15 protein-coding genes are annotated in these 20938 nt (G+C 72.8%); 3 read left to right on the forward strand and 12 right to left on the reverse strand.

Annotation, left to right across the window (positions count from 1 at the left end; genetic code table 11):
• Nucleotides 1–23 precede the first annotated feature (23 nt).
• A complete protein-coding gene (locus tag OG802_RS08485) occupies nt 24–2306 on the forward strand; it encodes an ABC transporter permease (RefSeq protein ID WP_329408692.1) in 2283 nt (760 codons plus the stop codon).
• Between the two features lie 122 nt (nt 2307–2428).
• On the opposite strand, the gene OG802_RS08490 is transcribed toward OG802_RS08485, so the two are convergent.
• From OG802_RS08490 to uvrC, 12 genes are all read right to left on the reverse strand, one after another.
• Nucleotides 2429–3409 (reverse strand): hypothetical protein, encoded by a 981-nt coding sequence (locus tag OG802_RS08490; protein ID WP_329408694.1) that lies wholly within the window; start codon nt 3407–3409, stop codon nt 2429–2431.
• A gap of 348 nt (nt 3410–3757) precedes the next feature.
• Complete coding sequence (locus tag OG802_RS08495) at nt 3758–4951, reverse strand: MFS transporter (protein ID WP_329408696.1); 1194 nt, start codon at nt 4949–4951, stop codon at nt 3758–3760.
• A gap of 226 nt (nt 4952–5177) precedes the next feature.
• Complete coding sequence (locus tag OG802_RS08500; protein ID WP_003957010.1) at nt 5178–5513, reverse strand: RNA polymerase-binding protein RbpA; 336 nt, start codon at nt 5511–5513, stop codon at nt 5178–5180.
• Between the two features lie 211 nt (nt 5514–5724).
• Complete coding sequence (gene secG / locus OG802_RS08505) at nt 5725–5961, reverse strand: preprotein translocase subunit SecG (protein WP_174855593.1); 237 nt, start codon at nt 5959–5961, stop codon at nt 5725–5727.
• Between the two features lie 201 nt (nt 5962–6162).
• Complete coding sequence (gene tpiA / locus OG802_RS08510) at nt 6163–6939, reverse strand: triose-phosphate isomerase (protein ID WP_329408702.1); 777 nt, start codon at nt 6937–6939, stop codon at nt 6163–6165.
• 6 nt (nt 6940–6945) lie between these two features.
• Nucleotides 6946–8157, reverse strand: coding sequence for a phosphoglycerate kinase (locus OG802_RS08515; protein ID WP_329408704.1), 1212 nt, complete (start codon nt 8155–8157; stop codon nt 6946–6948).
• Nucleotides 8158–8290: 133 nt separating this feature from the next.
• Nucleotides 8291–9301 (reverse strand): type I glyceraldehyde-3-phosphate dehydrogenase, encoded by a 1011-nt coding sequence (gap, locus tag OG802_RS08520; RefSeq protein WP_329408706.1) that lies wholly within the window; start codon nt 9299–9301, stop codon nt 8291–8293.
• A 230-nt stretch (nt 9302–9531) separates the two neighbouring features.
• Nucleotides 9532–12486 carry a M14 family zinc carboxypeptidase gene (locus OG802_RS08525; RefSeq protein WP_329408708.1) on the reverse strand — a complete coding sequence of 985 codons (2955 nt, stop codon included), beginning with the start codon at nt 12484–12486 and terminating at the stop codon, nt 9532–9534.
• A gap of 145 nt (nt 12487–12631) precedes the next feature.
• A complete protein-coding gene (gene whiA / locus OG802_RS08530; protein WP_069770129.1) occupies nt 12632–13621 on the reverse strand; it encodes a DNA-binding protein WhiA in 990 nt (329 codons plus the stop codon).
• Nucleotides 13612–14679, reverse strand: coding sequence for a gluconeogenesis factor YvcK family protein (locus tag OG802_RS08535; protein WP_329408711.1), 1068 nt, complete (start codon nt 14677–14679; stop codon nt 13612–13614). Before OG802_RS08535 ends, whiA begins: the two co-directional genes overlap by 10 nt.
• Complete coding sequence (rapZ, locus tag OG802_RS08540) at nt 14676–15743, reverse strand: RNase adapter RapZ (RefSeq protein ID WP_329408712.1); 1068 nt, start codon at nt 15741–15743, stop codon at nt 14676–14678. Before rapZ ends, OG802_RS08535 begins: the two co-directional genes overlap by 4 nt.
• Nucleotides 15740–18091 (reverse strand): excinuclease ABC subunit UvrC, encoded by a 2352-nt coding sequence (gene uvrC, locus OG802_RS08545; RefSeq protein ID WP_329408713.1) that lies wholly within the window; start codon nt 18089–18091, stop codon nt 15740–15742. The genes rapZ and uvrC overlap by 4 nt, the downstream gene beginning before the upstream one ends.
• A 309-nt stretch (nt 18092–18400) precedes the next feature.
• Here uvrC and OG802_RS08550 point away from each other — a divergent pair, with 309 nt between their 5' ends.
• Both OG802_RS08550 and OG802_RS08555 read left to right on the forward strand, forming a co-directional pair.
• On the forward strand, nt 18401–19462 hold the full coding sequence (locus tag OG802_RS08550; protein ID WP_329408714.1) for a hypothetical protein: 1062 nt from the start codon (nt 18401–18403) through the stop codon (nt 19460–19462).
• A 370-nt stretch (nt 19463–19832) separates the two neighbouring features.
• Nucleotides 19833–20753 (forward strand): carbohydrate kinase family protein, encoded by a 921-nt coding sequence (locus tag OG802_RS08555; RefSeq protein WP_329408715.1) that lies wholly within the window; start codon nt 19833–19835, stop codon nt 20751–20753.
• The last annotated feature ends 185 nt before the right edge of the window (nt 20754–20938 follow it).

Here is a 20938-nt window from a genome sequence, read left to right on the forward strand (position 1 = left end):
GCGCGAGACAGGGGGCTGAGCCGGTGCGAGCCGTCCTGCGCTGGGCGCACTCCGATCTGCGCACCCACCGCGGCGAGGCGCTGTTCCTGGTCCTCGCCACCGCCGGCATCGTCGGCTCGCTGCTGCTGGCCATGGCGCTGTTCGGATACGCCACCAACCCCTGGCAGCGGGTGTTCGCCCAGGCGAACGGCGCGCACGTGTATCTGCACACCGGCCCGTCCGCGCGGGTGGGAAAGCTGGCCGGACTGGACGGCGTCGAGTCGGTGGCCGGCCCCTACCCCACCGAGTCCGCGACCGTCGTCTCGCGCGGCGCGCGCGCCTCCGTCGAACTGCGCGGCACGCCCGCGCGGCCCGCCGTGGGCCGGCCGCTGCTGACGTCCGGCTCCTGGCTCGACCCCGGCGACGCCGACGGCGTGGTCCTGGAGAGCCGGCTGGCCCGCGCGCTGCTCGCCGAACCCGGCGACACCCTCACCCTGCCCGGCACCGCGCGCAGACTGACCGTCCTCGGCGTCGCCGACAGCGCCGAGCCCCGCTACCGGCCCGGCGAGCAGCCCGGGCTGGTGTGGGCGCTGCCGTCCGCCCTGCCCGACCCGCGGGGCGAGGTGACCGGGCTGCGGCTGTCGGATCCCGGCGACACCGACTACATCGTGCAGCGCGCGGTCACCGTGCTCGGCTCGGGCGCCGTCGGCGAGGTCTCGACCTGGCGGCAGGCGCGGGCCGAGGCACAGGGCGACAACCGCCTCCTCGGGCAGGTGCTGGCCCTGTTCGGGCTCGGCGCGCTGGTCGCCGCCGGACTCGCCGTGCACGGGGCGATCGCCACCCGCATCCGCGGCCATCTGCGGGACATCTCCGTCCTCAAGGCGATCGGGTTCACACCGGGCCAGGTGGTCCGCGTCTTCCTGTTCCAGCACCTGACGTACGCGCTGCTGGGGGCCCTCGCCGCGGCGGCGCTCATCCGGGCGCTGGGCAGCCGGATCCCGGGCCGCTTCGGCGACGCCGTCGGCGTGTGGCAGGGACTGCCCGCCACCGCGGCGGCGCTGGTCGCGGTGCCCGCGGGGGCGGTCCTGTTCATCGGCGCGACGACCGGTCTCGCGGCGTGGCGGGCCGGACGGGTGCCGCCGGTGCCCGTGCCGCGCCCGGCCGGCGCGACGGGCGGGGCACTCTCGGGCGTGGCGCGCCGGGCGCTCGGACTGCGGCTGCCGCCCGCGCTGGTGCTCGGCTGGCACACGGCGTTCGCCAAGCGCCCGCGGTCGGCGGCGGCGGTGGCCCGGCTGGCGCTTCCGCTGCTGCTGATCGTGGTCGCGATGAGCGCCTGGACCACCATCGACCGCTTCCGCAGCAGTCCCGAACAGGTCGGCCTCCCGGCCGCGCTGAGCGTCCGCGTCGACTCCGGCGCGAGCGGCCCGGACGCCCTCGCCCTGCTGGAGCGCGATCCGCAGGTGGCCGCCGCCTACCCCGGCGCGCAGGTGGCGGCCCTGGTTCCGGGCCAGACGGCCACCATCGCCCTGCGAGGCCTCGGCACCGGCCGCGAACCGTACCCGTACGCTCTGGCGGAGGGCGACCGGCCGCACGGCCGCGACGAGGCGGTGGCCGGACAGGGCCTGCTCGACCTGCTCGACGCGCGGGTGGGCGACTGGGTGCGGGTGACCGTCGGGGAGCAGCCGCAGATCCTGCACATCGTCGGCCGCAGCATCGAGCCGGAGAACGCCGGTCGGGTCATCTCCACGTCGCTGGACACCCTGCGCGAGAACGACCCGGGCCTGGGCCCCACGCTCTACCAGCTCCGGCTGCGCCCCGGCGCGGACGCGCGGGAGGTCGCCGGCCGGCTGACCGCCGCCGGGCAGGGCCGCCTGGACGTGCACACCGTGACCAACCCGGCCGACGGGCTGTCCTCGCTGCGGGCGGTGGTCGCGGGCCTGATCGCCGTCCTCGCCCTGATCGGGCTCATCGAACTGCTCACCGTGATCGGCGGCACGGTGCGCGAGGGCGAGCGGGACCTGCTCGCCCTCAAGGCCGTGGGGCTGTCCCCCCGGCAGATCACCGCGGTCACGGTCACGGCCACCGGCTGCACCGTCCTGGCCGCGGTCCTCGCCGCCACCGCCGTGGGCACGCCCTTCGCCCGGTGGCTGATCGACGCCCAGGGCCGGTCGAGCGGCATCGGCGCCGGGATCGCGCGGGGGCCGTCGCCGGTCCTGTTGGCGCTGCTCGCCGCGGCGGCGGTGCTGGGCGCGTGCGCCCTCGCCGCGCTCCCGGCGTCCCGCGCGGCCCGGCGCAGACTCGCGGACACCCTGAGCGCGGTGGCCTGAGCACAGGCCCGGGTGCGGCGGCCCCGCCGCGGCGTGAGCACGGCGGCGTGAGCGCGGCGGCGTGAGCGCGGCGGCCCAGGTGCGGCGTGAGCGCAGCGGCCCGGCCGCTCGCTTGCGGCCGGTCAGCCGCCGTGCGGCCGCCCGCCCGGGTGGGGCGGCCACGGCGCGTACGGGTTCCCGCCGCCGTGTGTGTACGGGTTCCCGCCGCCGTGCCCGTACGGGTTTCCACCGCCCTGGGTGTACGGGGCGCCCTGCGGATACGGCCCGCCCGCGCCCGGCGCGTACGGCGCCCCGTAGGGGTGGGTCCCGGACGGCGTGGGCCACTGGGCCGGCGGCGGGGTCCGCTGCGGTGCGGGCGTCGGGGGCAGGGTCGCCGGATGGGCCGCGAGACGGATGCCGTAGCGCCGCCCAAGCCGGCGGGTCTCCACCAGGGCGATGCCGGTGACGGTCAGCGGCGCGCCCAGGATGAAGACGACGCCCATGGTGAGGCTCAGACCGTGCAGATCGCCCGTGACCAGGTCGGGGACGGCCATCAGCCAGGTCGTCACCGTCGCCAGCAGGGGCGGCAGACAGCGGTGCACGGCGGCGGTGCCGAAGAAGTTGCCGGACAGCCGCACGGCGCCCGCCGCCACGAAGACGGCCATCCACAGGCCGGCGAGCGACAGCAGCAGCCGGGGGACGAATCCCACCGCCTCGCTCGCCTGGAAGATCCCCACGGTCGCGAAGACGCAGCCGACGAAGAGCAGCAGCAGCTTCAGCGCGTCGACGAGCGGCACCTTCAGCTGCCGCACGGTGCCGGTGCGCCGCCACACGAAGAGCATCGCCCCGACCGTCGTCGGCGTGAGGAAGAACAGCACGGCGGAGGCGATCGCCGTGTTCTCCAGCATCTCGTCGAAGGCGAACCCGCCCTCCACGAAGGTGTACACGCCGACCGCCGCCACCGCCCCGGCGACGACCCGGATCCGCTTGAGCTTCTCCACCGTCGGGTCGAGCGACGGCGGTATCCACGCCGGGTGGAACACCGCGCGCGCCACCCGATGGGGTCGGAGGAGGGATCCGGCGGTCAGCGAACCGTCGGTCCATCTCCTGCGTGCACCGGTCATGTCGCGGCTCCCCCGAGTCGTCGTGCTGATGATCGCCGGGGATTCTACGGGAGGCGGACGGGCGCACACCGTCCGCCTCCTGTACCGGGCGTGACCGCCCAGGCCGTCAACAACCGCGTATCTCCCGGCACTTGGCGACCAGGGCCCGGGCGGAGTCGTCCAGTCCGGCCCAGCAGCAGGGGGACGTTGGACTCGGGGGGCGCGGTCCGGAACTGCCGGCCGGAGCGGCCCACTCGGGAGTCCGGTCGGGCCTCGTACGGCCGTCTGCGTTCAGGTCGGACCTTCAGCCCTTCCTCACCTGTCGGTGCCGGCTCGCACGGCATTGCCCCGCCGGCCCGACCTGGTCGATCAAGGGGCGACGCGAGTCGTCGCGGCGTCGTCGTGCGGTGCACCGACAGATACGTCGGCCCGGCCCGCGGGTATCAACGCGGCGACCGCCAGTGCGAAGAGCAGGGCCGCGAGGAGCGCGGGCGCGTTGAGGCCGAAGTGCTGGGCCGCCGCTCCGCCGAGGAGGGCTCCCGCCGGGGCGCCGGCGGTGGACGCCGTGCGGAACGCGGCGGAGACCCGGCCCACCATGGACGCCGGGCTGCGCTGCTGCATCAGCGTCGTCTGGTTGACGTTCCAGACCATGCCCATGGAGCCGAGCAGCAGCATGCCCGCGAGCAGGGCGGCCAGGTGCTGGACCGCGCCCATGAGCAGCAGCGAAGCCGTCTGGACCGTCCCGGCGAGCAGCAGGGCCCGGGCCCGGCCGACGCGGTGGGCGATCCGCTGGGCGAGCAGGCCGCCGGCGAGGCTGCCGAGCGCGTACACCGTCATCGCGGCGGCGAACCCGGTGTCGCCCACGCGCAGCCAGCGCGTCACGTGCAGCACCAGGGTGGCGATCAGCGCGCCCATGCCGATGTTGCACAGCAGGGTGGCCAGACAGACCGGCCGCAGGACACGGTCGCGGCGCAACTGCCGCAGGCCCTCGGCGATCTCGGCGCGCAGCGTGCTGCCCGCCGGGCGCGGCTCCCGCGCGGGCGGCCGCACCCGCAGGGACGCCACCAGCGCCGCGGCCAGCAGATAGGTGCCCGCGTCGGCCGCGAACGGCGCCCACGCGCCGAGGCCGATCAGCAACGGGACGACGGGCCCGGCCGGCAGGCCGCCCGCGAGCTGCTGGCCGGTCATCAGACGGGCGTTGGCCCCGCCGAGGGCCCGCGCGTCCACCAGGGAGGGAAGCAGTGCCGTGGACGCGTTGTCGAAGAGGGTCTGCAACGCCGTCAGCAGGAAGGCCAGGGACAGCAGCAGGGGGACGGAGGCGTGGCCCCGACCCACCACGAGCGCGAAGGCGGCGACGAGCACACCGCGCGCGGTGTCCACGGCCCACATGGCGCGCCGTTGGTCGACCCGGTCGGCGACGGCCCCGCCGAGCAGCCCGAACAGCAGCCAGGGAAGGTAGCCGCAGGCGGTGACGGAGGCGATGACCACAGGGTCGTCCGTGAGCCGCACGGCGAGCAGGGGCAGCGCGGTGGTGCGCAGCGCGTCCCCGAAGCGGGAGATCACCGCGGCACTCCACAGCCGGCCGAACCCCCCACGCCACGCGGGCGCGCGGCCTTCCGCAGTGCCGACCGTCGCCACAACTCCCCCTCACGGCTGACCGGTCACCGCGAGGACGGCAACCGTGGAAAAACCGTAGAGGGTGCCACTGACAATCGGTCCGCGGACGGGCGACGGCCCGGCCCGCGACGCGTGCGGCCAGGCTCCCTGAGGCGCCCGGCCGGTGGTGCTGTCAGATCTCGCCCCGCAGTTTGGCGAGCGCCTCGGCGAGGATCGCCTCGCCGTCCGCGTCGCTGCGCCGCTCCCTCACGTACGCGAGGTGCGTCTTGTAGGGCTCGGTGCGCGGTGGGTCCGGGGGGTTGTCCCGGTCCTGTCCGGCCGGGAACCCGCAGCGGGGGCAGTCCCAGGTGTCGGGGACCTGCGCGTCGCTGGCGAAGCTGGGCTGCGTCTCGTGTCCGTTGGAGCACCAGAAGGAGATGCGCAGACGGGGCGCGGACTCGCCCCGCTCGGCCTCGCCCATCGGCCCCGCCCCGACCCGGCTTCCTCGGATCGCGTTGCCACTTGCCACGGTCGTAACTCCCTGCGTGATGGTGCCGCGAAGCGAGTCGGCGTTTCGCTCCGCTGCGAGCGCCTCAGTCTACGTAAGGCCCAACGCGCGTCCAGTGCTTGGAGTTACAGCTTCCACACCTGGACGCAAGCCCCATGATAGGCCGCGCTCAGCTGCGCGTACCGAACATGGGGCGTTACGTACCGGAATGTGCGTGCCTGTGAGAAGCTGATCAGTTGTTCGTCTTCATCACGATGCAGAGCACGATGATGCAGGTGAACCAGAGCAGCCCGATGACCACGGTGATGCGGTCGAGGTTGCGCTCGGCGACCGAGGAGCCGCCGACGGAGGACTGCATGCCGCCACCGAACATGTCGGAGAGACCGCCGCCCTTCCCCTTGTGCATCAGCACCAGCAGCATCAGCAGCAGGCTGAAGACGATCAGGGCGATCGAGAACCCCAAAACCACGGCTGGACCAACTTCCTCGGATTCGGATGACGCATTGGGCGAACGGTTCGGACGGCGGGGGCACAGCGTCGTTGTCCCGGCGCGGCTCGGCCGCCCGGCGCTGTGCCCCCGCAAGGGTACGACGGATCGCCGCTACCGCATACTCACAGCTCGGATCACCGCGGGATCACCGGCAGATCACCCGGCGGATCACCCGGTGGATCACTGGTCGCGGAAGCGCACGATCTTGACGAACTCGTCGGCGTCCAGCGAGGCGCCGCCGACCAGCGCGCCGTCGATGTCGGCCTGCGCCATGATCTCGGCGACGTTGCCGGACTTCACGGAGCCGCCGTACTGGATGCGGACCTTGTCGGCCAGCTCCTGGGTGTACAGCTCGGCGACCCTGGCGCGGATGGCCGCGCAGACCTCCTGCGCGTCCTCGGCGCCGCAGACCTTGCCGGTGCCGATGGCCCACACGGGCTCGTAGGCGATCACGATCGTCTCGGCCTGCTCGGCCGGCACGTCCTTGAGGCCGCCGTCGACCTGGGCGAGGGTGTGGGAGACGTGGTTGCCCGCCTCGCGGACGTCCAGCTCCTCGCCCACGCACAGGATCGGGGTCAGGCCGTGCTTGTAGGCGGCCTTGACCTTGGCGTTCACGAGTTCGTCGGTCTCGTTGTGGTACTGGCGGCGCTCGGAGTGGCCGATCGCCACGAACGTGCACTTCAGCTTGGCGAGCATGGCCCCGGAGATCTCGCCGGTGTAGGCGCCGGAGTCATGCGCCGAGATGTCCTGGGCGCCGTACTTGATCTTGAGCTTGTCGCCGTCGACCAGGGTCTGCACGGAGCGCAGGTCGGTGAACGGCGCGAGGACGGCGACCTCGACGGCCTCGTGGTCCTTGTCGGCCAGGGCGAAGGCGAGCTTCTGGACGTGGGCGATGGCCTCGAGGTGGTTGAGGTTCATCTTCCAGTTGCCCGCCATCAGCGGCGTACGAGTGGTCATGCGGGGTCAGTCCTCCAGTGCGGCGAGGCCGGGGAGCGTCTTGCCCTCGAGGTATTCGAGGGAGGCGCCGCCGCCGGTCGAGATGTGGCCGAATGCGTTCTCGTCGAAGCCGAGCGTGCGCACGGCGGCGGCGGAGTCTCCGCCGCCGACGACGGTGAAGCCGTCCGAGTCGACGAGGGCCTGGGCGACCGCCTTGGTGCCCTCGGCGTAGTCGGGGTGTTCGAAGACGCCCATCGGACCGTTCCAGAACACGGTCGCGGCGTCGGCGAGCTTGCCCGCGTACAGCTCACCGGTTCTGGGGCCGATGTCCAGGCCCAGCTGTCCCTCGGGCATCCGGTCCGCGTCGACGGCGGAGTGCTCGGTGGGCGCCTTGGCCTTCAGGTCCGGGAATCCGGGCGAGACCACGACGTCGACCGGGACGACCAGCTCGACGCCCTGCTTCTCGGCGCGTTCCAGGTACTCGGTGACGGCCGGGATCTGGTCCTCCTGAAGGAGGGAGGCGCCGACCTCGTGGCCCTGGGCCTTGAGGAAGGTGAAGGCCATGCCGCCGCCGATGAGGATGCGGTCGGCCTTCCCCAGCAGCTGGTCGATGACGGCGAGCTTGTCGGAGACCTTGGAGCCGCCGAGCGCCACGACGTAGGGGCGCGCGACGTCCTCGGTGAGCTTCTTCAGGACGCCGACCTCGGTGGCGATCAGGTAGCCGGCGTAGTGCGGCAGCCTGCCCGGCAGGTCGTACACGGACGCGTGCTTGCGGTGCACCGCGCCGAAGCCGTCGCCCACGTACACGTCGGCGAGGGTGGCCAGCCGGTCGGCGAACGCGGCGCGCTCGGCGTCGTCCTTGCTGGTCTCGCCGGCGTTGAAGCGCAGGTTCTCGACGACCGCGACCCGGCCGTCGGCGAGGTCGGCGACGGTGGACGCGGCGGAGTCGCCGACGGTGTCGGTCGCGAAGGCCACGTCGGCGCCGAGGAGTTCACCGAGGCGCGCGGCGGCGGGAGCGAGGGAGAAGGCGGGGTCCGGAGCGCCCTTGGGGCGGCCCAGGTGGGAGGCGACGACCACGCGGGCGCCCGCCCCGGCCAGCGCCTTGACGGTGGGCAGCACGGCGCGGATACGGCCGTCGTCGGTGATGGTCGTGCCGTCCAGCGGCACGTTCAGGTCTGCGCGGACGAAGACGCGCTTGCCTGCGACGCCTTCGGCGAGAAGTTCGTCGATCGTCTTCATTGAGTGGGCTCCCTGGAGGACGGGTGGTGCTCGTGATCCTAAGAGGGCTGGTCTGCACGCGCGTCAGGGCCCGGGCGGCGCGTCCTTGCGCCGCCCGGGCCCTGCACTCACATCGACGTGCTCGCTCTGTGGATCAGAGCTGGTCGCCGACGAAGACCGTGAGGTCGACGAGGCGGTTGGAGTAGCCCCACTCGTTGTCGTACCAGCCGAGGATCTTCACCGAGTTGCCCTCCTGGACCATGGTCAGGGAGGAGTCGAAGGTGCAGGACGACGGGTCGCCGACGATGTCCGAGGAGACGATCGGGTCCTCGGTGTAGGTCAGGAAGCCCTTGAGGTCGCCGTCCTCGGCGGCCTTCTTGAACGCGGCGTTGACCTCGTCCTTGGTGACCTCGCGCTGGAGGGTCACGACCAGGTCGGTGGCCGAGCCGGTCGGGACCGGGACGCGCATCGCGATGCCGTCCAGCTTGCCCTTGAGCTGCGGCAGGACCAGGGCGGTGGCCTTCGCGGCGCCCGTCGTGGTGGGGATGATGTTCTCGGCGGCGGCGCGGGCGCGGCGCAGGTCCGAGTGCGGGAAGTCCAGGATGCGCTGGTCGTTGGTGTACGCGTGGACCGTCGTCATCAGGCCCTTGACGATGCCGAAGTTCTCGTCGAGGACCTTGGCCATCGGCGCCACGCAGTTGGTGGTGCAGGAGGCGTTGGAGATGACGTGGTGGTTCGCCGCGTCGTACTTGTCCTGGTTGACGCCCATCACGATGGTGATGTCCTCGTCCTTGGCCGGAGCCGAGATGAGGACCTTCTTGGCGCCGCCCGCGATGTGCTTCTCGGCGTCGGCCTTCTTGGTGAAGATGCCGGTCGACTCGATCACGATGTCGACGCCGAGGTCGCCCCACGGGATGTCGGCGGGGTTGCGCTCGGACAGCACCTTGATGGTGTGCCCGTCCACGGTGATCGTGTCCGCCGTGTGCGACACCTCGGCCTTGAGACGGCCCAGGATGGTGTCGTACTTCAGCAGGTGGGCGGTGGTCGCGGTGTCACCGAGGTCGTTGACAGCCACGATCTCGATGTCAGCACCCTGCTCCAGCAGCGCGCGGAAGTAGTTACGACCGATGCGGCCAAAGCCGTTGATGCCTACGCGGATCGTCACGAACCGATCTCCTCGTTGGTACGCCGGCCCATGAGTGCCGGCGAGCTGTATTTGGGATGTCCCCGACCACCACCGACCCTACCTCTCCGGGGCGGCCGGAGTGACATCGAGTCGGCCCATACACGGCACGGCGGTCCGTACCCGCCAGTAGGGGTACGGACCGCCCGGGCCGGACGGGCCCGATCACTCGATTCGGTCACGAACCTTCACGCCGAGTTGACTTCGGCGTGTCAGTCGTCAAGTGAGTGCAGCGCCTTTCCGATGAGCGTTGCACGGTCGGCCGCCGAGGGGAGGTGCTCCAGGCCGAAGCCCAGCAGCACCGTGTCGTCGGTGGTGACCGCGCCGTAGGTCTGGAAGAGCACGCCCGTGCGGGTCCAGTCCTTCAGCACGGCCGGGCTGCCCGCGGGCGGGCCGCTCGCCCGCCACGCGCCCAGCGACGTCTCGAAGCCCTCGCTCTCGGTGGCGCCTCCGCCGACGACCAGGGAGGCGTCGTCGGCGAGGACGCCGTGGCCGCCGCTGCCGGGGTCGGTGACGTAGGCGATCGAGACCTCGACCTTCTTGCCCGCGTACGCGCTCAGGTCGAAGCTCACCTGCTGCCATCCGCTGGACGCGCCGGTGAGCGCGTTCCACGACCCCGTGGAGCCGGTCGCGGTGCAGTCGCCGGAGGTGAGGGTGAGGTAGTGCCGCAGCCACGGGTGCTCGCCGATGTAGAAGCCGGCCCCGCACTCCGCGGGCACGGCGGTGCCGGTCGCGCCGCCCGCCTCGGGAAGCGTGGTCCAGTCGTCGGCGCCGACCGTGTGGATCTCCACGACGGCGTTGTCGTAGCCGGGCTCGGTGTCCCACAGCAGCCGGGTGCGCAGCGCGGGACCGCTCGCCGCGGTGACCCCGCCGAGGTCGATGGTGCGGGTGAGGCGCTTGTAGGCGTCGTCGGTGTGGACGGCCGCGGCCATGTACGAGCCGGCGTAGGGCCCGTAGGGGTTGACCGTCCCGGCGAATGTGCCGGCGCCGGAGGAGGCGAACTGCGGGTACCGGGCGGCCGGCAGCTCGTCCGAGGTGACCCCGTAGGTGCCGGCCTTGTCCAGCGGGTTGCCCGCGGTGGCTCCGAGGGCGCCGGTGAAACCGTTCAGCGCACCCGAACCGGTGAAGCCGGTGGCGCCGGGGGTCGACGTACGGGAGTACGCGCCCAGGTAGTACTGGCTGAAGTCGTTGGACGGGGTGGCGTCGGCGAGGGAGACGTTGCCGCCGGCCAGTTCGCCCGCCTCGATCAGCTTGCCGCCCTCGTTGAGGAAGGCGCGCAGTTCGAGCTGGGTCGGATTGCCCGGGGCGCTCGCGCCCGTGTAGTGGACGACCGTGCCGAAGTGGCTGAGCACGCCGAGCGCGTCGGGCGCGCCCTGAGTGGCGACGTCCCAGACGAGCGCCCTGCGGCCGTTGGCCTTCAGCGCGTCGACGTAGGTCTGCGCCTGCGTGGCGGCCGCGCCCTCCTCGGCGACGACGAGCGTGTCGGCCCGGTACCGCGGGGCGACCGTGTAGGTGAAGTGCGAGCCGGCGACCTTCTTGCCGGACTCGGTCTCGCCGGTGAACCACACCTCGACCTTGTCGCCCGGCCCGCCGTCGCGCACGGTGGCCCGGTACTCGTCGTAGTGGAGGTTGTCGTCGCCGCCGTAGGTCTCGCCGCCCTTCCACGCCCGCAGCGGGCGCTCCCGCGTGCGGCCGCCGTTGACGCGGTACTTCAGCTCCTTGTCGCGGACCGCCTTGCGGACGACGACGGAGACCTCCTGGCCCGCGCCGCGTGCGTAGGAGGTGGTGAACGGCGCCGGGGTGAAGTCGGCGGCGGTCAGCCCGACCGAGGACTTCGGCCGGTCGGGGTGGGCGACGGACTCGGCGACGGAGAGCGCGAACGGGACGTTCTTGGCGAACTCGCCCTGGATCAGCTTCTCGTCGTCGGGGAAGGTGAAGACGGACTGGCAGTCGGCCGCGTTCCAGCGGTCGTCCGGGTCGGCGTTCGACGCGGTCTGGCAGGTCGACATCTCGGGGGTGAACATCCCCATGCCGTTGACGTTCCCGGCGTGGCCGTCGGCCTCGCCGTTGGTGGTGTAGAGCTCCGAGGAGACCTGCGGGTGGTAGCCCGGGACCGCGGAGTTGCCGGGGGTGCCGGCGAGCGCCCGGTAGGCGACGTCGTCCGGGGTGTCGGTGGCGACCTGCCAGCCGACGCCGTAGAGCAGCAGCTCGGCGGCCGAGTGGTAGTTGATGCCGTACGTGAAGCCGATCCGCTTCTCGAAGGCGTCGAGCGCCCTGGTCTCGGGCTCGGAGGCGGGACCCGCGCCGCGGTAGGTCTCGCTGGTCGGGTTCGGCGAGGAACCCTCGTTGTCGTAGCCCCACTTGTAGGCGAAGTTGCGGTTGAGGTCGACGCCGTCGCCGGTGGAGATCGCGCCGTCGCCGTTGACGTCCCGCAGGTTCTTGCGCCAGAGCCGGTTGGCGGGGTCCTGGAAGGTGTAGTCGTAGCCGTCGGGGTTGGCCGACAGGACGAACCACAGCTCGCTGGAGTCGACGATCTTCCTGACGCGCCGGTCGGTCCGGTAGTGGTCCAGGTAGTAGTGCATCAGCCGCCGGGTCATCTCCGGGGTGATCCACTCACGGGCGTGCTGGTTGGACATGTACAGCACCGAGGGCTTCGAGCCGTCCTTCGACTTCTTCGCGTTCGTGGTCAGTTTGAGCGCGAGGATGTCCTGGCCGCGGACGGTTCTGCCGATGGAGACGACCTTGGTGAGGCCCGGGTTGTCCCTGGCGGTGCGGAGGATCTCCTCGCGGAGGCCGCCGCTGCCGCTGTAGGGGCGGAACACTCCCCCGGCGGCCGCGCCGAGGCGCTTTTCCGCCGTGGCGGACAGGGTGTGCTCGGTGAGCCGCACGCCCTGCTTCCCGAGCTTCTCCGCCTGCTCGTCGGTGAGGTAGACCTCGACCGTGGCGGCGCCCCCGCGGGGCACCCGCTCGCTGAGTTCCTGACCGTCCTGGCCGGCCGCCAGCAGCAGGGGTACCTGCTGCTGGGTGACGTCGGCGCGGAATACCTTCACCTCGTCGGCGTCGGCCTTCTGTGCGGTGCCGGGCTGTGCCTGGGCGACGGGTGCGAGTGCCGCTCCGCCGAGCAGCAGCACGCCGACAGCGAGGATCGATCTCGCTCTTCGTCTCATGAACCCCCCTTGCCTGAGTCCGCCCCAGCAGCGAACCCTGCCAGGCTCATGACAGTTCATGATCGAGTCAAGAGCGCGTCGGCGTCACGGAAAACGCCGGTGGCGTCGCCCGATCGGGCGACGCCACCGGCGTTCTGAGGGAGCGTCAGCCGACCAGGTTGTCGGCGAGTTCGTCGCTCAGGTTGGCGTCCGTGCCCGGGATGCCGAGATCCGAGGCGCGCTTGTCGGCCATCGCCAGCAGCCGGCGGATCCGGCCGGCGACCGCGTCCTTCGTCAGCGGCGGGTCCGCGAGCGCGCCCAGCTCCTCCAGGGAGGCCTGCTTGTGGTCCATGCGCAGCCGGCCGGCGGCCGCGAGGTGCTCGGGCACGTCGTCCGCGAGGATCTCCAGGGCGCGCTGGACGCGGGCCCCGGCGGCGACGGCCGCGCGCGCCGAGCGGCGCAGGTTGGCGTCGTCGAAGTTCGCCAGGCGGTTCGCCGTGGCCCGCACCTCGCGGCGCATCCGGCGCTCCTCCCAGGCGAGCACCGACTCGTGGGCGCCCAGGCGGGTGAGCAGCGCGCCGATCGCGTCGCCGTCGCGGACGACGACCCGGTCGACGCCGCGCACCTCGCGCGCCTTCGCCGCGATGGACAGCCGGCGGGCCGCGCCGACCAGCGCCAGCGCGGCCTCCGGACCGGGGCAGGTCACCTCCAGGGAGGACGAGCGGCCCGGCTCGGTGAGCGAGCCGTGCGCCAGGAACGCGCCGCGCCAGGCGGCCTCCGCGTCACAGGTCGCGCCGGAGACCACCTGCGGGGGCAGGCCCCGGATCGGACGGCCGCGGCCGTCCACCAGGCCCGTCTGCCGGGCCAGCTGGTCGCCGCCCGCGACCACGCGCACGACATAGCGCGAGCCGCGGCGGATCCCGCTGGGGGCCATCACGATCAGCTCCGAGCCGTGGCCGAAGATCTCCAGGATGTCCCGCTTGAGCCGGCGGGCCGCCATCGCGGTGTCCAGCTCCGCCTCGATCACGATGCGCCCGCTCACCAGGTGGAGGCCGCCGGCGAACCGCAGAAGGGCGGAGACCTCCGCCTTTCTGCAGCAGGTCCGGGTGACGGGGAGCCGGGAGATCTCGTCCTTCACCGCTGCCGTCATCGCCATGGGCCGATCCTTCCATGCATCCGAAAAATACGGTCGTACGCGGCGGCCAACAGCTCCGGGTCGTGCCTCGGGGTTCCGTCGGGCCGGGCCACCGGCGCCAGTTCGACCGCCGCCCCGAACCGTTCGGCGGCTTCGGCCAGCGAGTCGCGGTCGGGCACGGCGGCCTCGTCGGCCAGCACCACGTCCAGGGCGAGTTTAGGGGCGTGTCGTCCCAAAACCTCCAAATGACGCTGCGGGGAGAAGCCATCGGTTTCTCCGGGCTGCGGCGCGAGGTTCAGCGAGAGCACCCGGCGGGCCTTCGTCGCCATGAGGGCGTCCAGCAGGTCGGGGACCAGCAGATGCGGCATGACCGAGGAGAACCAGGAGCCCGGCCCGAGCACCACCCAGTCCGCGTCCAGGACGGCCTCGACCGCCTCCGGGACGGCCGGCGGGTCGTGCGGGACCAGGTGCACGGACTGCACCTCGCCGCGCGTCAGCGCCACGGTCGCCTGCCCGCGGACGGTGTCCACGTCGTCCGGGCGCAGCGGATCATGGCCCTTGACCAGCGCCTGGAGCTCCAGCGGCACGGCCGACATGGGCAGCACCCGCCCCTGCGCGCCGAGCAGCTTGCCGACCAGGTCCAGGGCCTGGACGTGGTCGCCGAGCTGCTCCCACAGGGCGACGATCAGCAGGTTGCCGACGGCATGCCCGTTGATCTCGCCCTGCGACTGGAAACGGTGCTGGATGACCCGCGCCCAGGTCTGGCCCCAGTCGTCGTCGCCGCACAGCGCGGCCAGGGCCTTGCGCAGGTCGCCCGGGGGCAGTACGCCCAGTTCGTCGCGCAGGCGGCCGCTGGAGCCGCCGTCGTCGGCCACCGTGACGACCCCGGTGAGGTCCCCGGTGATCCTGCGCAGCGCGGTGAGCGAGGCGGACAGGCCCATGCCGCCACCGAGGGCGACGACCTTGGGCTGGGTGCCGCGGCGGCGCGGTTTGCCGCCGCGCGCCTCGACCGGCCGGCTCACCCGTCCGTCGGACGCGGTCCTGCGCAGACGGCCGAGCCGCGGAGAACGTCCGGTCATTCCCGTCCCATGTCCCGGTGCACGACCACCGTCTCCACGCCCTCGGCCGCGAGGCGCGCGGCGAGCTTCTCCGACATGGCGACCGAGCGGTGCTTGCCGCCGGTGCAGCCCACCGCGATGGTCACATAGCGCTTGCCCTCCCTGCGGTACCCCGTGGCGACCAGCTGGAGGAGCTCCGCGTACCGGTCGAGGAACTCCTTCGCGCCCGGCTGGTTGAGGACGTACGAGGACACCTCCTCGTTGAGCCCGGTGTAGGGGCGCAGCTCCGGCACCCAGTGCGGGTTGGGCAGGAAGCGCATGTCCACCACGAGGTCGGCGTCGACCGGCAGGCCGTACTTGAAGCCGAAGGACATGACGGTGGCCCGCAGCTCGGGCTCCTCCTCCCCGGCGAAGCGGGCGTCCATCTTGGCCCGCAGCTCGTGCACGTTGAGGCTGGAGGTGTCGATCACCAGGTCGGCGTCGCCGCGCAGTTCGCGCAGGAGTTCGCGCTCGGCGGCGATGCCGTCGACGATGCGGCCGTCGCCCTGGAGGGGGTGCGGCCGGCGCACGGACTCGAAGCGGCGCACCAGCGCGTCGTCGGAGGACTCCAGGAACACGATGCGCCGGGTGACGTTCCTCGACTCCAGATCGGCGAGGGACTCGCGGAGGTTGTCGAAAAAGCGCCGGCCACGGACGTCGACGACGACCGCGATGCGGGCCACGTTGCCCTGGGAGCGCGCGCCCAGCTCCACCATGGTGGGGATGAGGGCGGGCGGGAGGTTGTCGACCACGAACCAGCCGAGGTCCTCCAGACACTTGGCCGCCGTCGAACGGCCGGCTCCGGACATGCCGGAGATGATCACCAGCTCGGGGATGGCCGCGTCGGGGATCCCGGGCGGCGTGACGTCCGTACTCACCTGTGCTCCGTCTTCATGCCGTGCTTCCTGCCGGGGGCCGTCCGCGCCCGCAGGAGGCGGGGCGGCGGCCTCGCCGGGCCCTTGGGGGCCTGGCCCGGTACCGGCTGTGGGCACAGTAGTGGGCGTCTGTTCCGGCTGGGCCGTGGGGTGTGCGTCGTGCTCGGTCATGTCTCCTGCCCCCGTCGTTCCTCCGGGGCGCCCGACGTGGCGGGGGCCCCGGGGGAACCCGTCGTGTCGTCGGGTTCCTCGTCATCAATGATCTCTCCGGTCGCCGTGTTCACGGCGGGGGCGGGCACAGCCGCCAGGGCGAGGGCCGCGGCGATGGTCTCCGCCGTCTTGCGGCCTATGCCCGGGACCTCGCAGATCTGCTCGACGGTCGCGGCGCGCAGCCTCTTCACCGAGCCGAAGTGCTTGATCAGCGCCTGCTTGCGTGTCTCGCCGAGGCCCGGCACGTCGTCCAGCGGGCCGACGCGGAAGCGCTTGGCCCGCTTGGTGCGCTGGTAGGTGATCGCGAAGCGGTGGGCCTCGTCGCGGACGCGCTGGAGCAGATAGAGGCCCTCGCTGCTGCGGGGCAGGACGACCGGGTCGTCGTCGTCCGGGAGCCAGACCTCCTCCAGCCGCTTGGCCAGACCGCAGACGGCGATGTCGTCGATGCCCAGTTCGTCCAGCGCCCTCCTGGCCGCCGCGACCTGCGGCTGCCCGCCGTCGACGACGACGAGCTGGGGCGGGTAGGCGAAGCGCTTGGGACGGCCGTCGTCGTCCTTGAGGCTGCCGGAGAGGGGCGCCTCGCCGGCGTCGGCGAGCACCGCCGCCGCGCTCCCCCCGGACCGGTCCCCGGGCATGCCGCCGACGAGGGCGGCCCCGGTCTCCTCGGTCACGGCCGCCCCGCCGGTCACGGCCGTCGCGCCGGTGGCGGCCGTCGCGTCGGTGGCGGCCGTCGCGTCGGTGGCGGCCGTCGCGTCGGTGGCGGCCGTCGCGTCGGTGGCGGCCGTCGCGTCGGTGGCGGCCGTCGCGTCGGTGGCGGCCGTCGCGTCGGTGGCGGCCGTCGCGTCGGTGGCGGCCGTCCCGGTCCCGGCGGCTGCGGTGTCCGCGCCGTCGGTCCACTCGCCCGTGCGCTCCTTCTCGGCCAGGTAACGCCGGAAGCGGCGGGTGATCACCTCGTGCATGGAGCGGACGTCGTCCTGGCCCTCGAAGCCCTTGATCTGGAAGCGGCGGTACTCGCTCTTGCGCTGTAGCCCGTCCTCGAAGACGACCATGGAGGCCACGACGTCGTCGCCCTGGAGGTGGGAGATGTCGTAGCACTCGATACGCAGCGGGGCGCTGTCCAGGTCGAGGGCCTCGGCGATCTCCTCCAGGGCACGCGAGCGCGTGGTCAGGTCGGAGGCCCGCTTGGTCTTGTGCAGGACGAGCGCCTGCTGCGCGTTGCGCGCCACGGTCGCCATCAGGTCCTTCTTGTCGCCCCGCTGCGGGATGCGCAGCGACACGTTGGACCCGCGGCGCCCGGTGAGCCACTCCTGCACGGGCTCGACCGGGTCGGGCAGCGCGGGGACCAGGACCTCCTTGGGCACGGCGTCGCCGCGCTCCTCGCCGTAGAGCTGCTGGAGCGCGTGCTCGACGAGGGCGCCGGTCGTGACGTCCTCGACCTTGTCGGTCACCCAGCCGCGCTGGCCCCGCACGCGCCCGCCCCGGACGTGGAAGATCTGGACGGCCGCCTCCAGCTCGTCCTCGGCGACCGCGATCAGGTCGGCGTCGGTCGCGTCCGCGAGCACGACGGCGCTCTTCTCCATGGCCTTCTTCAGCGCCCCGATGTCGTCGCGCAGGCGGGCGGCCCGCTCGTACTCCATCTCGTCGGCCGCCTCCGCCATCTGCTTCTCCAGGCGGCGCAGGTAGGTGCCGGTGCGGCCGGCCATGAAGTCACAGAACTCGTCGGCCAGTTCCCAGTGGTCCTCGGGCGAGATCCGGCTCACGCAGGGCGCGGAGCACTTGCCGATGTAGCCGAGCAGACACGGGCGGCCGGTGCGGGAGGCGTTCTTGAACACGCCGGCCGAGCAGGTGCGTACCGGGAAGACGCGCAGGAGCAGGTCGACCGTGTCCCGGATCGCCCACGCGTGCGCGTACGGACCGAAGTACCTGACGCCCTTCTTCTTGTGGCCGCGCATCACCTGCACGCGCGGGTACTCCTCGTTCATCGTCACCGCGAGGTAGGGGTAGCTCTTGTCGTCGCGGTACTTGACGTTGAACCGGGGGTCGTACTCCTTGATCCAGGAGTACTCCAGCTGGAGCGCCTCGACCTCCGTGGACACCACCGTCCACTCCACCGACGCGGCCGTGGTGACCATCGTGCGGGTGCGCGGGTGCAGCCCCGCCAGGTCCTGGAAGTAGTTCGCCAGGCGCTGGCGCAGGCTCTTCGCCTTTCCGACGTAGATCACCCTGCGGTGCTCGTCGCGGAATCGGTACACCCCCGGAGAGTCCGGGATCTGTCCCGGCTCGGGGCGGTAGCTGGAGGGGTCGGCCATGTCTCACACCCTACTGGCGCGCAGTGACACTCCGGCGGGGCTGTGGACAACGCCCGGCGACCGCGGCGGGACCTCGCACGGGGCGATCCGGAGGGCGGGGGTCCGAGGGGCCCGGACTCGGCCACCCGCACGTGCCACTCGGTCGCCAGGTGTTGTCGCGACAAGGTCGACACGCTTCAATGCGGGGGAACTCGGGGCCCTGAACGCCGCCTTACGGATGTGAAGGAGTTTCGCAGACGCGGTCGCGGCCCCGATCTCTCAACGCGCGGTCCGACCAGCCGTCGTGAGCATTCACAGAGAGGCTCCTGCATGCCGCACGCCACACAGCACGCGGACGCCGCCGCCGACCCCGTCATCGCGGAACTGGACACGGCCCTGCGAGGGGGGCCCTTCCACGTGGCGCTGCGGGCCGCGATCGCGGCCCGCGGCCTGCCGTTGCAGCGCGTCCAGCACCACCTGTCACGCCACGGGGTGAAGGTCGGCGTGACCAGCCTGAGCTACTGGCAGCAGGGCGCCCGGCGGCCGCAGCGCCCCGAGTCGCTGCGCGCGGTGCGCGCGCTGGAGGAGATCCTGCGCCTGCCGGACGAGTCCCTGATCCGCCTGCTCGCCGACTCGCACGACGGAAAGGGCGGGCGCGGCGGACGGGGCGGGCACGGCCGCCAGATCGAACAGAACAGGGAGAACGGACAGAACGGACAGAACGGCTGGAGCGGGCAGGGTGACTTGGGGGGCACTCGGCCCGCGGGGCGTTCCTACCGCTCTCTCCTCCAGGCCACGGATGCGCTCGAACAACTGCTCGACGAACTGGAGTGCACCCGACCGGACGACGGACTGCACACACTGGGCCATCACGAGCGGGTTCGCGTCGGGGCCCGCCGCGAACTGCTGGGCCGCGAGTCGCAGCACATCGTCCGCGCCTACCGTGACGGCGTCGACCGGTTCGTGGCCGTCCATCACGGAGACCCCGGATGCGCGCCGGAAAGGATGGCGGTGCACGCCCTGGAGAACTGCCGGGCCGGCCGCGTCCGGCGCCACCACGGCACCGGCGTGCTCGTCGCGGAACTCCTCTTCGACACCCGACTGCGGGCCGGCGACACGTTCCTCTTCCGCTACGGCGTCGAGGACGGCACCGGCGGCGCCTCCACCGAGTACGTCCGCGGTTTCGGCGCGGCCGGCGGCCAGTACGCCCTTCAGATCCGCTTCGACGAACTCGCCGTGCCCGTGCGCTGCCACCGGTTCACCCAGCACTCGGCCGCGGCCCCGCGCGGCGGCCGCCAGGAACTGCCGCTCAGCGACCGGCACCGCTCGGTGCACCTCGTCGAGCCGAGGGTGCGGTCGGGCATGGTGGGCATCGAGTGGGAATGGGAGTGAGCTGGGGGTGGATCTGCGGAGCGGGGGTCGGGGGTGAGCCGGGTGGGGTGAGTAAGGAGGTCTGGGGACGCGCGACGGCGTGCGGGTGAGCAGGAGGGGTGCGGGAGCGCGGAAGGGGGGGGTGCGGGAGCGCGGAAGGGGGGGTGCGGGAGCGCGGAAGGGGGGTGCGGGAGGAGCTGGGGCGAGCGCGGACGCAGCGGTCGCCCGCGCGCGTGGGTGCGGTCTTACGCCGGTTTTGGGGGCCGGCTGCGAAATGGGGTAGCTTCCCGGCCGGCGGCTCACCTGCTCCTTCGTCCGATCGCACCCGGTGCCGCTGCCGCGCGAACAGCGGTCCGAGCGGTCGCGGACAGCCACAGAGAGGACCCCTCCCGTGATCGTCGTCGCCGGTGAGGCCCTGATCGACCTGGTGCCGCAGGGGACGGGCGCGCTCGCGGGTCTGCGGCCGGCGCTCGGCGGCGGCCCCTACAACACGGCGGTGGCGCTGGCCCGCCTCGGCTCGCCCACGGCGTTCGCCTCCCGCGTCTCCCACGATGCGTTCGGCGAGGCGCTGCTGGACCGGCTGCGGGAGACGGGCGTGGACCTGTCGGCCGTGCAGCGCGGTGCCGAGCCGACCACGCTCGCGGTCGCCTCGCTGGACGGGAGCGGTTCGGCCGCCTACTCCTTCTACGTCGAGGGCACCGCCGACCGGCTGTTCGCGACCCCGGACGCGCTGCCCGCGGGGACCCGCGCGGTGTCCTTCGGCACGTGCTCGCTCGTGCTGGAGCCGGGCGCGAGCGCGTACGAGGAGCTGATGCGCACCGCGGCGGCGCGGGGCCTGTTCACCGCGCTCGACCCGAACATCCGCTCCGGGCTGATAGGGGACCCTGACGCCTACCGGGCCCGCTTCAAGAGCTGGCTGCCCTCGGTGTCGCTGCTGAAGCTCTCCGAGGAGGACGCCGAGTGGCTGGGCGGTACCCCGCACGAGTGGCTCTCCGCGGGGCCCTCGGCCGTCGTGATCACCCGGGGCGGCGACGGACTGACCGCGTTCACGCGGGACGGCGCCGTGTACACGGTGCCCGGCGAGCAGGTGGCGGTGGTGGACACCATCGGGGCCGGGGACACCGTGAACGCGGCTCTGCTGCACGGACTTTCGGCGCGCGGCGCGCTGTCCCCGGCGGGCCTTGCAACTCTGGGCGCCGCCGGCTGGCAGGAACTGCTGAGATTCGCGGCGCGCGCGGCGGCGGTCACCTGCTCACGGGCGGGCGCGGAACCGCCCTACGCGGCCGAACTGGGAACCCTCGGGGAGTTCTAGCCCCCGCCCGCTGTCCCGCGCGCGCCGCGGCCGTCGACCGTGAGTATCGGGCGTCGGCCGGGCGTCGGTCGGCCGGGCGTCGGCTGCGGCGGTATGTCGACTGCGGCTGCGGCTCCGGCTGCGGCTGCGGCTGCGGCTGCGGCTGGATGAGGTGAACGGGCGGCGCCCCACCGGGAGTTCCGGTG

Source organism: Streptomyces sp. NBC_00704, assembly GCF_036226605.1.
Classification (GTDB): Bacteria; Actinomycetota; Actinomycetes; order Streptomycetales; family Streptomycetaceae; genus Streptomyces.